This is a genomic window from Bdellovibrionales bacterium (assembly GCA_019750295.1).
Lineage (GTDB): Bacteria > Bdellovibrionota > Bdellovibrionia > Bdellovibrionales > JAGQZY01 > JAIEOS01.
This window is the reverse complement of sequence record JAIEOS010000008.1, coordinates 106,661-121,135: the sequence shown is the minus strand read 5'-3', so window position 1 is coordinate 121,135 and position 14,475 is coordinate 106,661. Positions and strand designations below refer to the sequence as shown.

Annotated in this window: 12 protein-coding genes; 7 read left to right on the top strand and 5 right to left on the bottom strand. The window is 46.5% G+C overall.

The window, feature by feature from the left end; all coding sequences use genetic code 11:
- Positions 1 to 4 precede the first annotated feature (4 nt).
- Positions 5 to 1,591 carry an FAD-dependent oxidoreductase gene (locus K2Q26_02195; GenBank protein ID MBY0314302.1) on the bottom strand — a complete coding sequence of 529 codons (1,587 nt, stop codon included), beginning with the start codon at positions 1,589 to 1,591 and terminating at the stop codon, positions 5 to 7.
- A 245-nt stretch (positions 1,592 to 1,836) separates the two neighbouring features.
- On the opposite strand from K2Q26_02195, the gene K2Q26_02190 reads away from it, so the two are divergent.
- From K2Q26_02190 to K2Q26_02170, 5 genes are all read left to right on the top strand, one after another.
- Entirely contained in the window at positions 1,837 to 3,807 is a 1,971-nt protein-coding gene (locus K2Q26_02190; GenBank protein MBY0314301.1) for an AAA family ATPase, read from the top strand.
- A 109-nt stretch (positions 3,808 to 3,916) separates the two neighbouring features.
- On the top strand, positions 3,917 to 4,903 hold the full coding sequence (locus K2Q26_02185; GenBank protein ID MBY0314300.1) for an aspartyl/asparaginyl beta-hydroxylase domain-containing protein: 987 nt from the start codon (positions 3,917 to 3,919) through the stop codon (positions 4,901 to 4,903).
- A gap of 148 nt (positions 4,904 to 5,051) precedes the next feature.
- Positions 5,052 to 5,501: a hypothetical protein gene (locus K2Q26_02180; GenBank protein ID MBY0314299.1), complete on the top strand. Its 450-nt coding sequence runs from the start codon at positions 5,052 to 5,054 to the stop codon at positions 5,499 to 5,501.
- Between the two features lie 235 nt (positions 5,502 to 5,736).
- Entirely contained in the window at positions 5,737 to 6,828 is a 1,092-nt protein-coding gene (locus tag K2Q26_02175; GenBank protein MBY0314298.1) for a transglycosylase SLT domain-containing protein, read from the top strand.
- A gap of 10 nt (positions 6,829 to 6,838) precedes the next feature.
- Positions 6,839 to 7,321, top strand: a complete 483-nt coding sequence (locus tag K2Q26_02170; protein ID MBY0314297.1) for a hypothetical protein — start codon at positions 6,839 to 6,841, stop codon at positions 7,319 to 7,321.
- Here the strand turns inward: K2Q26_02170 and K2Q26_02165 are convergent.
- The 3 genes from K2Q26_02165 to K2Q26_02155 form a co-directional block, all read right to left on the bottom strand.
- Complete coding sequence (locus K2Q26_02165; GenBank protein MBY0314296.1) at positions 7,278 to 8,021, bottom strand: alpha/beta hydrolase; 744 nt, start codon at positions 8,019 to 8,021, stop codon at positions 7,278 to 7,280. The genes K2Q26_02170 and K2Q26_02165 overlap by 44 nt on opposite strands.
- On the bottom strand, positions 8,006 to 10,726 hold the full coding sequence (locus K2Q26_02160; GenBank protein ID MBY0314295.1) for a pyruvate dehydrogenase: 2,721 nt from the start codon (positions 10,724 to 10,726) through the stop codon (positions 8,006 to 8,008). Before K2Q26_02160 ends, K2Q26_02165 begins: the two co-directional genes overlap by 16 nt.
- A gap of 144 nt (positions 10,727 to 10,870) precedes the next feature.
- A complete protein-coding gene (locus tag K2Q26_02155; GenBank protein MBY0314294.1) occupies positions 10,871 to 11,794 on the bottom strand; it encodes a TonB family protein in 924 nt (307 codons plus the stop codon).
- Between the two features lie 92 nt (positions 11,795 to 11,886).
- On the opposite strand from K2Q26_02155, the gene K2Q26_02150 reads away from it, so the two are divergent.
- Positions 11,887 to 12,639, top strand: a complete 753-nt coding sequence (locus tag K2Q26_02150; protein MBY0314293.1) for a Stp1/IreP family PP2C-type Ser/Thr phosphatase — start codon at positions 11,887 to 11,889, stop codon at positions 12,637 to 12,639.
- 89 nt (positions 12,640 to 12,728) lie between these two features.
- Entirely contained in the window at positions 12,729 to 13,724 is a 996-nt protein-coding gene (locus K2Q26_02145; GenBank protein MBY0314292.1) for a M23 family metallopeptidase, read from the top strand.
- Positions 13,725 to 13,761: 37 nt separating this feature from the next.
- Here K2Q26_02145 and K2Q26_02140 read toward each other — a convergent pair whose 3' ends face one another.
- Positions 13,762 to 14,448, bottom strand: coding sequence for a hypothetical protein (locus K2Q26_02140; protein MBY0314291.1), 687 nt, complete (start codon positions 14,446 to 14,448; stop codon positions 13,762 to 13,764).
- Between the last annotated feature and the right edge of the window lie 27 nt (positions 14,449 to 14,475).

The window sequence follows — 14,475 nt, the reverse complement described above, 5'->3', positions numbered from 1 at the left end:
ACACTTATTTTATTCTTCGAGCGGCGCGAATTCCAGAAGCGAAGGCGCCCTCGATATAACTTTGATTATCGTCTTCGGTGTGTTCGCCAGCAAATTGCAATCGACCTTTAAGTTCAACTTCCGCCGCTGATCCTTGAATCGTGAAGTAGTGTCCTACGAGTGGACAAGAATAAGATCCCTGCGCCGTCGGAGTTCGTCCCCAGTTTTTTACGGCTAGCGCTCCATCGAAGCAGTCGGCGCTGGGTCCATAAACTTGTTTAAGAATCTCGATGTTCTTTTCCACATAACCCATTTGCTGAGCGTAGCTGAGATCGACTAAATCATATCCCGCTCGGCCACCGATGAAATTCGTCAAGATTCCGCTTTGACCGGGTTGAAGTCGACTGGTCTCCCAAAGAGTTTGTATAGGATTTTCTGTATACAGCGAGCCCGTGCTCTTTTCGGCGAGACTGTTTTCGGCGCGCCAGAATCGACTTTGAAAACCCATCATCACTTTCGTATTCGTCCCATAACCCAGTTGTTCGATGGCTTTCTTTTTGACCGGTGAGAGAGGGAGAGACATTACCCCATCGATCTGCCGCAATACCGAGAACGGAATTGTGCAGATGACTCGAGAAAACTTTTGGGATTTGGTCGTTCCATTTTCACTTTGAGAATAGCAATGGAAGTGACTCCCATCGTAAGTCAGTTTTCGCAAGTGGGTATTGAGTAAGATCGAATCGTCTGAGAGGAAATGGTCTTCAATCTTGGAAAAAAGAGCGCGGACAATAGATTCACTTCCGCCTTGGATTCGATAGCCTTCGTCGCTCGGACCAAACATTTGGAAACCATTTTTAATGTTCGTGTCCATCAAGTTAATTAAATTTAAAGAGGATTGAAGGTCTGTGTCTAATCCAAATTCACCGGTATATGCGACCGTAATGAGATTCTTAATCCACGCTTCGGTGTTAGGAGAGTGTTTCTCTAAAAATTCGCTCAAAGGCATTTTGTCACAGACCTGCGCGAACTTAGGGAGCTTATCTTTGTTTTTGTAAATGAGCGGTAATTCGCTATCGCCCCATACTTTATCCGCAGTTTTCGATAGATCTTTAACGAAGTTGCGAATGCCTTTGAAGAGTTCTTGGTCGGTATAAGTTTGCCCTTTGAAGTGATAAAGCGTTGATGCGTAGCCGACGTTCGCCGCCGCTAAATGTTCAATCTTGAGACCGAGCTCGGCACACAAGGCGAAAGTTGTTTTGTGAGAGGCATCAATAAGTTCTCCACCCAGCTCACAAAACTGCTGATCGTGATTAAAATTGTATTGCGTTTGAATACGACCACCCGGTCGACCGGTGGCTTCGATCAAGCTAAAAGGGATGTTTTTTCTTTTAAGAGTGTAAGCTGCCGCCAAACCCGCTGCACCCGCACCCAGAATGAGAACTCGCTCGGTTGTCGCTCGATGAAATAATTTTTGAGGAGCAAGATTCGCGGCGGAAGCGGCGATAAGGCCGCGATGGACAAAATCACGTCGCGACGGAATTGATGGCTCTCGTGGATCCGAGGCTTCGACGATCAGTTTTTTAATTTTTTGAAATAAACGGCTTCGTGCCATGGAATCGAGATACCAGGAAATAGATCGGGGAGATATGGCAGAATACTCGAGCCCGGCTTATAACTAATTGCGCCATAATTTCGAGATTAAAAATCATTGAACCACAGGCACCAATCATATTGAGGTTGAAGGTCCGCGCCATCTTAAAAACCTATAATTTTTACTGTCACTTTAAATTTTAATGTGCGGATTTAAGGGGTTGTGTAGGTTTTCGGCTTGGGTGTCATTTACAATTTATGGGGTTAATGATGAAAACAGTTTTGGGTGTTTTTGTATTAGGGGTTATTTTTTCTTTTTCTATAACAGTGCACGCGCAGGGGCAACTTCCAGCCGTTGTTCCGACGACAGATGCGGAGTACTCGAACGAGGAATCGCTTTCTTTTTTATATCCCGACGAAAAAAAATTAAATCCAACGATATTGAACCATCGAAAATTTCTCGAAGAGAATCGGCAAGAGATCGAAAGCCTAGAGAACACCGGCATGGTGATGGCCATCAATCCCCAAGAGATTGAAAATATCGAACTTCCCAAAGATCCCGAGGTCCTCAAAAATTTAAGAAAAGCGGCGCAGGCGCTCCTGATGCGGGAGTCCGGGAACGTCCTTCTCGTCGGCGCCCCCGGAGTGGGCAAATCCCATAGTCTGAACCTTGTATTGGCCTATCTCAACGAAGCTAAAATTCCGGAGTTCCAGCGACGAATTTATATGCGAGGTGAGGCCTCGGCCTTTGCGGCGCGAAAAGACGGGCACGCCGGTGACACCGAACAAAAAGTTCAAAAGCTCATTGATGTCGCTAAAATTGTTCCGATCACGATCCTGATGGACGAGATCGCGACGATTCAAGGTGCGGGATCTCACAGAAATAGCAGTATTGATGTGATGGATCGCCTTAAAGAAGTTCTCGCGTCGGGGCAATTAAAAATTATCGGCGCCACGACCGATTACGAATTTGAACTTTACTTTGGATCTCGTCCCCCTTTGGTTCAGCGATTTGTTAAAGTCGAGATCAAATCTCCCGACGAGGCCACTCTCGTTAAGATTTTACAAAAACGCTACAAAGAGGACACCGGTCGCGAGATGACTCCAGAAATGATTAACGGAATTCTAAAGATTAGCCGAGTTTTTGGTGGAGCTTCCGCAGAGCCGCGCCGCTCGATCAAGCTTTTGGATTATTTAACAAGTTCCGAAAAGCTCGACAGCACTCAATTTAAAACCGAAGCCCAGCTGATTGAAAAAGCCTCCGAGTATTACAATTTCAATTTACAGTTATTTCTCGATGCCGAGATCAATGAGAAATATGTACGGCAGGCCGAAGAATCCAGTAACAAAAAACTTTTAGGTCTTGGCGAAAGCATCGGCGAATTTTATAAGGCGCTTCGCTTTTGGACGAGCAAAAGCGAAAGAGACAAGCCGCTTTCGGTGATGATCTTCGGTGGGAAAGGCTTAGGGAAAACGGTGTTCTCGAGTTCCGTCGCCGAACACCTGGGGTATAAGTTTTTAAAAATTCCGATGATGGACATTTCTGGGCCTGAGCTCATGTCGCGAATTTCGACTCAGCTCGAAATGTATCCCTTCACCATATTCTTACTTGATGAACCTGATAAGTCGCAGATTCGCACGCAAAGATCACTTCTAAGTGTGCTCGACAGTGCAACGGTCACCGAGAGAAAGACTTCTCCTACGGGCGAGCCCGGCCCCGTCGTTTCTGTCAGTACCAAAAATGCGATTTTTATTTTCGCCACGAATTCGGGAGAGTCTCTTTCATCCCGAGGAATGTCTATCGACGAAATCAAAGAGGCGATTGCTAAAGAAGAGAAGATCGACACGTATCTTTTAGATCGTGTGAACAAAGTCATTCGTTTTAACTCTCCCGATGCCGCGGCATTAAAAGCGATCGTGCGGATGCGCTGGGAAAAAGTCGCTAAGGACTTCCTTGCCGACGCCGAAGCTCGCGGAGTGAATGCCGACACTCTCTACGACATGATCCTCAGCCGCCACCTCGAAAAAGCGGAATTGGCGCGACCTGTTTTTGGTTTTACTCGCTCTCAACAGGACGACACGCGAGCCGTGGACGAACTCTCTAAGATGTCGATTCGTAACGTTGAAAACATCATCGAATCGGCCGCCGAAGAGATGTTGACCCGAGTCCGTACTGAAAAGGCCGGAGGCGCCTCAGCCGTGGTTCCCCGCTGTATGGGTATCTTTTCTAAGGGATAACTGGCCGCTTTTTAAGGCGAATCTACGATATAATCCATCTAATGCCAGGCGGGACTCGTCTGGCGATTTCCAGATGATTTTTATGCCATTTTAGACTAGCTTAGGTCCCATGACTTTAACTCTTGTCGGCCTTTTTTTGATCATCGCTTTTGTGATCGGATCTATGATCTACGTCTTCAAATTTCGCGGTCAAACTCGCTTTGAAAATCTCACCGAATATTTGCGAAAGGGTTGGCCTCTCTTTGCGCCTTTGAACTGCATCCTCTATATCTTTACTCAACAGCGCGCCAATTCCGCCATTATCGATGTCGAAAAGTTTCCAGAGCTCAAAGCCATTCAAGACAACTGGCAAACGATTCGTGATGAAGCTATTCAACTCTACGAGGCCAGTCACTTTGATAACACCAGTAAGCCTGGATCGGCGGCCTACTATGACGTCGGATTCCGCACTTTTTATAAGTATGGTTGGAGCAAGTTCTACTTGAAGTGGTACGGCACGACACATAACTCCGCTCAAAAACTTTGTCCCAAGACGGTCGACATTCTTAAGGATATTCCAACGGTCAACGGCGCCATGTTTTCGATTCTTCCTGTGGGATCCCAATTGACTCGTCACTTAGATCCGGTGGCCTGCTCTCTTCGATACCATTTGGGCCTGTCGACGCCCAATTCAGACAACTGCTTTATCAATGTGGACAGCAATCACTACTCTTGGCGTGACGGTAAGGCGTTTATGTTTGATGAAACTTATCTGCACTACGCAAAAAACAATGCCGACCGCTATCGCATTATTCTGATGTGCGATGTGGAACGCCCTATGTTCCTTTTGGGAAGTTTAATTAATTTTGTATTTAAGGCCCTGATGCGGACCACGGTGGTTCCGAATATGGACGGGGATCAGCGCGGTCTTGCGAATAAGATCTTCTCCAGTTTGTCGCCGATTCTCCAAAAATCTAAAAATTTAAAACAAACGAATCGTCCGGCCTATATAGCCCTTAAGTATACCGTCAATGCGACCCTCATTTTAATAGCTGTAGCTTTGACAGCAGGTTTGCTCAGCCTTTTAAGTGGCTTAGCGCAGTATCTTTTCTCGTAATTATTACGCTGCGAGTTAAGCTCTCAACGCAAAATAACTGAATCACGATTAACATATCCGTTTCTTAACATGGGATTTGATGGTGTCAATTTGACACCATTTCTACCTGAGGTAAGGTGGGGGCATCTCATTTATGGGAGGGAGAATTATGAAAACTATCGTATCACTATTTGTATTGTTATTTGCATTCAACGTATTCGCCGTGGAAGATTTTTCTTTCAGCTGTGATATTGAAGGAACTGCCGTTGTCAGTAAACCTGGAATTCAACAAGCTCCAGACAATCCCGTTGTCGGCTTAGAAATTAAGGTTTTGAACAAACAAGTTCCTTTGTACGTCATCAAAGCGACTTTTGCGGGTGTAGAAAAAGACCTCTTTGCAACGGATTGGACGAAGACCGATAATCTGAGCCAAAAAGGAAAAGATCTTTTGTCGCTTCTTGAACTCTTCTACGGAATCGACGCGGCAAACGTTGATGTTTTAAGAGCAGGAATTCCGGCCAACATCCTCGAAGACTTCGCTTACCTCGAGCTTAAAGATAAGTCCGGCACTCTCACCAAGCTCGGCTTTAAAGGCATCAACCCCACCGAGTGCAAATAGATCTGAGGGTACCCGGTACCTTTTGCGGATGCGATGTGTAAGAAGGCAAGTAATGCCTTCTTGCACATCGCATCCGCAAAAGGTACCGGGTACCATCTGAAGCATGTCTCATTCTGAGATTGTGCAAAACTCCTCTGTAAATATCCTAGACAGCTGAATTAGAAACTTCGCTTTTGGCCCTTTTTTGGCTCGTAGAATCGATATGGCGGGCATAAGGCTTGCTGTATCAGAGGGTATGGGGAATGGGTTTAAATCTGTGATTTTAATAGTGACATTGATGTCACTTGCGAACGAAGCCTTCGCCACACTCAAGTCGCCCGCACTTCGCCGTCCCGCTGAGGTCGTTGCTTCGGAAGAGGATTATCGCGGACAGAACGACTACATGGAGCAAAATTCTCTGGTTGGTTTCTCTGAAGAAGAGGAAGAAAAAATTAATCCTGCATTAGTGAAGAATCGTCGTCGTCTCGAAATCCGTCGAGTTGCACCACCACCACCAGTTCAAACAATTCCCCGTGTTTCAGCCGTAGTCCCTCAACCTTCAACGCCCCCCACGCCGGCCCCTCGTCCCAGCGTAATTACGCCTCAATCGTCCGAGGCGGTGAATGCGAGAACAACTCCGCAAATTCAATCTCCATCCGTACCTACGCCCCAAACTCCACGTGTCGATCGACCCGCACCCGCGCGGACCGCAATGCAAATTATCGATTGTCCTTCGTGCCGGTTTAATCAGTGTAATGATACCGGTCGCTTTTTAAATCATCCTTGGGGAGGGTTCACTCCCACTCAGCGGATTCAGAAAACCATTCAAAACGTTCAACACATCAATCGTTTACATAATATCAATATCGATGTGCGATTGATGGTGTGTCTTGCTCGAAAAGAATCCACTTTTAATCCGACCGCATACTCGTGTCATCCCGACTCATCAGCTGCTGGAATGTTCCAAGTCCAAAGAAGCACCGCAGGCGATGTATTTCGTAAAAACCCGAGTCGTCTTCCGGGATTTGCAGGATTGAGTGGCGTACAGATTCACGCCAAGATGGCGCAAAGTACATTAGCGCAGACCGAAGCCTCCATGCTTACTATTTTAGAAAAAGCCAGTATGGTCGGGAAGCGACAAGTGATCGAAAACGGCAATGGGAACATTGGAGATTATTCCGTGGTGATGCGCGCCTATTACGGGTTGTTTCAGCCGGGGCAGTCGAATTACGAGTCGTCCCTGCAGTACCGCAGTCGGTTTGCTCACTGCTACCGTTGTGTCGCAGCCCGAATGGATCGCAATGGAAACTTTAGTGAAAGTCTTGAGTCTTGTTTTAGATTTAGGTAGGAGTTAGACGATGAGATCTTTAATAGTCGCGTTTATCGTAAGTTTACTGGCCTGTGTTTCTTTTTCGGAGGAACTCCAGCGCGCTAAAACTTTATTTACGGCACGCACTTTTAAGTTCATTTATTCTTACGAAGACCGCCAACTTGTTTTTAAAGATCTCAGCAATAAAACCATCGGTATTTATCCCTCAAAGCTTCGTTTAAATCTTTTAGAGAATTCCAACGAAAAGCAATACAACACGGTGATTCTCCACGAAAACTCTGAAGTTCTCATCACCCAGTGGGAAAACGGTAAATTTACAAACATTCGCGCCTTTGTTCCTGTGGCAGGTCCCTTACCCGTGAGCGTGGATAAACCTTACTGCGAAGTTTCGGTTTTAGGGGACGCTTTTGATTGGCGCACGGACCAGGAGCGGATCACCATCGAGAAGGTGAATAACCAAGTTCAATTCAAGTTTTTGCGGAACTCAGGGACCGTAGAAATTTGTCGATAGCCTCTTGATACATCTCTTTAAAGTTTTTCATTCCGTCGAGATGCACTCCCTCGGGAATCTCAAGTATCGAGAGTGGTAGGGACGAATGAGGTTGAAAGACATCATCAATACATTGGGGATACACGATCGGATCTCGCAAGCCACGGATCGAAAGCAGCGGAATGTTCGACCACTGGGATAAACACCGATGAAGATGCTGAGTGGCGAAGGGCCCCCACTGAGCAATTCCCAAAGTGACCGCCGCCATTCGCAGGGGTGCAGTGGGAATCTCCGTCTCTTTCTCGAACATCCTTAAGGTGCAGGCCCACACGTCCTCAAACGGACCGCCATCACAGATGTAAGCGAGAATGTCGCTGCGATCGTGAGCGGCAATTAATCCTGATAATGACGGACCCGAAAAACTAAAAATATATTTTGGGCCTAAAACAAAATTGAGAACGTCGGTGATCTGTTCGACCCAAAGAAGATAAGTGAATTTCAAACGTTGAAGACCACGAAACGGGGAAGTGTCTTCGCTGCGACTTCCGCGCACCAGATTAAAGCTCGCGGTGTTCAAACCTCGAGATTTAAAATAGGCGGAGTGACGATGCATCGACTTATGAGACCCCCACATATTGTGAATCAAAATTACTGTGGGGGCTTTGGGGTCTACCGTTTCGAGATAAACGGTAGTACCTGCGGGAGTTAATTTTTGTTCCACGTGTTGTGAGACCACGACTGTTCGTCAGAACCCTGAGCTGCTGATGAAGGTGTCAATAACTGTTGAACGACCGCCGTGGAGACTTGGACAGACTCCATAGCTGTTTCGTCGAGGACCTTATGAGTGGCTTCGATGATCGCGTCGCTGTCGATCTTGTGGTAATGATAAATTTCAACAGGTCGACCGCACTTGGAATGCTTACGCACAGCGAGCGATTCGTGGCGAACCCCAACGATACTTCCGATATTGTCGAGCAGGCCTGGTTCTCCATCGTGAACACTCACGATGGGGACTCGACGACCCGAGAGAGTGATCAGTTCACCCACCGTGGAGTGTCCGTTGAGCGCCGGTGACAATGTGATGTTACCATTGATGCCTAAACCATTTTTAAGATACGCGTAATCATCGTTGTGAGCCAATTGGCCACAAAGGAGATCCGAGGACGTTACAACAATCACGTTTCCATAGATGCCCTGTTGAAGAAGAGCTTCTGAGGCCGCGACGGCTTCAGTCACAAGTGCACCCATACAGAAGATATTTACGACGTTATCTCCAGGCTCGTAGTTCGCGTATCCGCGATAGTCGATGAGATAATAAGCTCCCGCAAGAACGTCTTGGCGAAGAGTTGCGAAGATATTGGCTTCGTCGAGCGAGGGCACTTGAGATTCGTCGGTAGCGCCCTCGAGAGGGAACCCTGTGGGATGGAGAAGCGCATCTTCTGTTTTAAAGCGCTTTTGCTTTTTAAAATTATTGATCAACATCTTTTGATCGATACCACGAGTGACGCCTCTGATGTGAACTCCGGTGCGCCCTTCATTTTGACCCGTCATATGTAATCGAATAGACTCACTTAAGATCCAATCGAGCTCTTGGCAGAAAGCGGGTTCCCAAGTGATTTGGTTAGGAATCTGAAGATCAGACTTCCAACCGTGTTGAGCACCTTCGGGAGATAAAGTGACGCCCGAAGGTGTTCCCACCAAAATAAAGCTCGATTTCCAATAGAGATTATAAAAATGCTGATCGAGCGCGCGTTTTACGAAGAAGTCGTAAACCGTCATCAACGGCAAAATAGGAATTCCTAAAATGTCGCGTAAACGTCCGTAAGATCCTGCACAAGATGTGGTGTTGGCTTCGACAATTTCAAAACGAATAAAGCGGTCCGAATTCTCTTCTCCAGGAACTAAATCAGGAGACTTAGAATCTTTAACGCCCATTTGTGTTTCTACATCTTCAACTTTAGGAGCACCAAAGATTTTTCCATCCATCGCCGGATTTAAGTTGGTACTTGTTCCCACATCGGGCGCCATCGTGGTGAGCATTTCCGCCGGAAGCTTCCAGCGCAACTCTTCTTCGTTGAGCTCTTTGGCTTTCGGATCATTTTTCAATGTGTTGGCGATACGAGTGAGTTTGGCCGTGCACTGTCCTAGCATCCACTGGGTGTGAGGATAGTTGGCCATTTTTAAATTAATATTTAAGCTGTCGGGAATTCCTTCGCCCTGTTGAATTCGAGTTTGGAAGTCGTTCCAGTTTTTTTCTTTGAGAGCCTTCTGCGCTTGCATATCTTTGTAAAGCGACTCTCCGCGCTTTTTCAAATACGCGCCTTCTGGAGTGGAGGCTTCAAATCCGCCAAACATATCTTTAAGTCCCTGCTTCTTCTGTAAGGCGATCATTTCTTCTTCGTCGGGGAGAGCTGAATGGTTCCCTTGAGATGCGGCCATATCCAAGCCCCAGCCTTTAAGAGTGTGGGCAATTACAATCGTGGGACGACGTGTGCTCTTCTTACTTTTTTCGAAAGCTTCGGTGAGCAATTGGATATCATGACCTCCAAAATCACGGAGAGCTTCGTAAAGATCCGTGTCGGAAACGTCTTTCAAAAAGGCTTTCAGTTGAGAGAAACGAGAAGTCATCTCTTTGGCGAGAGCTTTTGGATCCTTCATCAAGAGCAAGGCCTGAAGAGTGTAATCATCTAATTCTTTTTCTAGGAAATTTTTAAAGGCATCGCCGTTTTTAGATTTAAATAACTTTTCGCGCTTTTGGCCGTGACGAACTTGAATCACTTCCCAGCCGTTTGCGGCCATGGTGCGTTCGATACGATCAGCGTCGGTTCCGTTCATGATTTCGCGGTTGATGATGCGGTGACCATCTAAGCTTTGACGGTTGTAATCAACGATCCAAGTGAGAGCGCCCAACTCACGCTCGGCAAAATCAGGGGTCGCTTCGAACAGCGAACCCTCGCGGAACTCGGAGTCCCCGATGAGGCACCAGAAGTGGGCGTCAGGAACATTGTAGCCGTGATCTTTAGCGAATCGATAAGCCAAAGCTAAGTATCCCGCGTTCACTGGCGGAATTCCCACCGTGCCCGACGGGAAGAAGTTGTGATGATCAGCATCGTAAGTGGAATGATAAGATTGGAAAACAAAAGGCTGCTCTTCGGTAGGGTAAGCGCGCAGGCCCTTCATGGCGATATTTTTTTCGTCCTGAGTGAAGCGAGTGCCATCCGGTTTAAAGAAAAGATCCAAGAGATAATTGTAAGAGTGATCGGCCGGAGAGGCGTGAGGCTTATTGGCGATATGATCAAAGCCCGTTTTTACCACTAAATGGAGGGCTCCCAAAATATGAAGAGCGCTGGAGCTGGCTAAAGAGTGGCCACCGATTTTTGGATCGCCCTTCATTTTATCCGAGCGATGATTCGCTTGATAAATCATCTGGTTTGCCAAGTAATGGGCACGGGAACAAATTTTATCTAAAATTTCTTTAGAAACAGGGGTTTTCACTCTCTACCTCGTTGCAAAATAAGAAGGTGATATTAGCACTAAAAAGTGCAAAGTCACCCTCTCGAACACGCTGATTTAGGACTCGAGAATAAAGTCCCAGTTAATTCTTACTAACCCGTCGGTGATTAAATCTTTAGGGGGATTTGGGAATGGTGCGGCAGCTTTTAAAGCTTCTAAAGCCGCATCATCAAGGTCCTCAAGGCCTGAAGTCGTCAGTACTTGCACTCGCGTCAAAAGGCCTCGGTCGTCGAGGGTTATAACACAGCGAGTGGTTTTGCTTCCCATCGATGCAGGCTGGCGGCCTTTCATGACGAGCATTCGAACTTTGGCGTGCACCATGGGTTCCCAGTGCTGGCGAAGCTTCTTCTTGATCCGATTAAAATAGGAATAATAAAGATATTCTTTGGTATTTAAATTGGTCTCGGCGCTGATCACGACGTCTTTCAAGTAATCATTGGTTTGGCTCTGAGACACGTGAGCCGACTCCGACATATCGGCCATACTGTTGGGGCGAAGATCACTGACAGTTTTAGCCTTGCGCATTTTTTGCTGTTCACCCACCATCATGTCGCCGTTTTCGTAAGTTTTGATCTCGGGGGACGAAGACGAGGTTGGGATAACCTGATTGGCCTGGGATGCGGAGGTTTGTTTTGCGGCTTTTTGCGATTTTGCATTCTGGAACTCTCCATGCTTAGCGGCACGGGTTTCCTTTTCCACGATTTGATTCTGGAGACTTAAGTACTTGGCGTCGTCTTTCGCTTTTTTAGTTTTCTTTTTGGGATCTTCTTGCTCGACGATATTGCCTTTCATTTTAGAAAGGTCGACATCGTTGATATCGAGGAAAGTAATTTCCGTGGTCTCGGGTTTTTCGATCACGACGATTTGGTTTTGCTTGTAAATATCGTAAGCATAAAAAACCACCACTAACAAACAGTGGAGGAGAATCGAAATGATTATAAATGAGACACTGGATAACTTCTTATTTCTCTCGGTTTTCATGAACTTCAGTTCGGAGAGAGTTTGAGTATTTCTGATGGTGGTCTAGGTCCTATTTTGTTTTATCTTTGTTTTCTTGGATTTACTCCCATAGAATGGGGCCTATGGACATAACTTTGACATCTTTTGGACAAACCGATGTAGGGTTGAAGCGTCCCAAGAACGAAGACTCGTTTTTGGTGGACGACTCCATTGGTCTGTTTATCGTCGCCGACGGAATGGGTGGTCACAAAGGTGGCGATCTCGCATCCAGCATGGCGGTGGAGATTTTGCGCGCGGTGGTTTCTCACAGTATTAAACGCAATACTGGTTTTTTCTCTCCTCGCGATATTTTGATCGACGGTTATATCCAAGCGAGCCAGCAGATTTACCATAAAAGCCATATCGAGCAGCCTGAACTTCAGGGCATGGGAACTACATTAGTTTCTGCACTGATACACAAAGGAATTTTATACTTTGGAAATGTGGGGGATTCTCGTGCGTACATGATTCGCGAGGGAAAGATGTGGCAAATGACCGAAGACCACTCATTATTGAACGAACACATTCGTGCTGGCTTTTTAAAAGACACGGAGATCGCTAAGTTTCAGGCGAAAAACGTAATCACTCGAAGTGTGGGTTTTGAGCGCGAAGCTCTTTGTGATGTCGTAGAACGCAAAGTGGAGTCGGGGGATCGTTATCTCATGTGTTCTGATGGTCTGAGTGGTCTAGTTCGGCCCGAGCGAATCCTAGAGCTGTGCCAAAATCCAGATATCAAAGCGGCAGTCTCGTCTTTGATCGAGGAAGCCAAGGCCAACGGCGGTGACGATAACATCACTGTCATTATTATAGATGCTTCGCGTCGATAGACCTTTTTCTAGCCTTACAATTGACCCAAAATAAACTCTCGTGTGACAACAAATAAGCCGATATAATTGGTGTAACAACATGAGACTGCATGAAGAATAAACCTCAGAAAACATTCACATTTTTAGTCATGGCGAATAGCACCGACACCCCTAAAAAATGGGTGGTTCGCGCGTCATGGATGTGGAGCGTTGTTCTTGTTGTTTCGATCCTAACAGTGCTCGGTTCTGCGGTCTGCGTAGATTATGTTCGGTTACTTGTTCAGAAAAACCGCACCCACTGGCTCCGTACCGAAAACGCTTACCTTAAGGAACAGCTTAAGGGAGTGGAGGGCAAGTTGGCCGCTCTCGAAACCAGTTTAGAGCGCGTCGAAAGTTTTTCTAAAAAACTTCGTTTAATTACAAACATCGATGCTCCCGATCGCGAAGCTCAATTGACGGTAGAGCAGAATCCTGATTCCGCACAGATTCAAAAGTCGGACCGCTGGCCTTCAAACATTGGACCGATTGAAGGCGTGGGGCAAGGCAGTCAATTCGAAATTAAAACCGGCGAAGCTCCGATGGTCAGCACTGGTATTAAAAGCGATTACTCAGCCATTTCAGTACGCATTGATCGTGTGATCGAAGGCGTTGAGTTTAAAGAAAAAGATGTTCTCCAACTTTGGAAAGATCTCGCGGATAAGAATGATCTTATTCAAAAGACTCCAAGCATTCGCCCAGTTATTGGTTGGATGACTTCGAACTTCGGTCTTCGCTCATCACCATTTACAGGCGATCAAAGTGCTCACCACGGTGTTGACATCGCGGCCGATACCGGAACGCCCATTCGTGCACCGGCGAGCGGTGTGGTGTCTTTCTCGGGTGTTGATGAAGGCTACGGACAACTGATTAAGATTGATCATGGTCACTCGATCTCGACTCGTTATGGTCACTGCTCACAAATCTACGTGAAGGTCGGACAAACCGTAAAACGGGGAGACATCATCGGTGCCGTCGGCAGCACGGGCCGCTCCACAGGCCCGCACCTCCACTACGAAGTTCGCCTCGGCGGAGTTCCAGTCAATCCCGAAAAATACATCCTCGAGTAGTATAAAAAAATATCCTTATCTCTTTTAAAGTCGACCATTAATGGATTCGATAACGTAGGTACTGAACTTCGTCGTTGATGGGAATCAGCAAAGCAAAATCACCCCGGGAGAAGTTTCCCCGACATTCTAAATCCCCTCGAGTTGAGGTGAGAGGAAGAATGGAGGTGGTCGTCAGATAAGAGTTAGTCACATATTGTTTTTGGACTCGGATTGTTTCTCTTTGAAACTCTCGTGCGGCGTATCCAGAGTCAAAATGATCTAAAAGAACTAAGTTTGAAGGTCGATCATTGATGATATTAACAATGGTGGCGGCGAACAACAGCACATCTCCCGCTAATGCGATGCCATCCTGAATATCCAGTTCATTCTCCTTTTGGGTTAAAGACCTCAGTTTGGCATCTTGCGTGAGGATTTGGGGGCGGTGGTCCCAGGCGTCTCCGATCAGTTGAATCTGCTGAGGCCTTAGAACAATATTCTCACGGGTATTCTTATTAAAAATTTCTACCTGGAATATCATGATGTCAGAGTCAATCGATTTGACTTCGACAACGAGACGGTAATCTTTATTTTCAATTTTTGTTTGGCGAGGATCGGAACTCTCCAAAAGCATAAATTGTTCCGACTCCAAGGTTAACGGACCGGAGGCACAACCGGTCAGCGAGAGCGGGAAAATAATAAACCAAAGCTTGATCATGCCAGCAGGATAACAAACCCCAACAGACATTTAAGAGATTTCCCTTGAGTGGCCGCG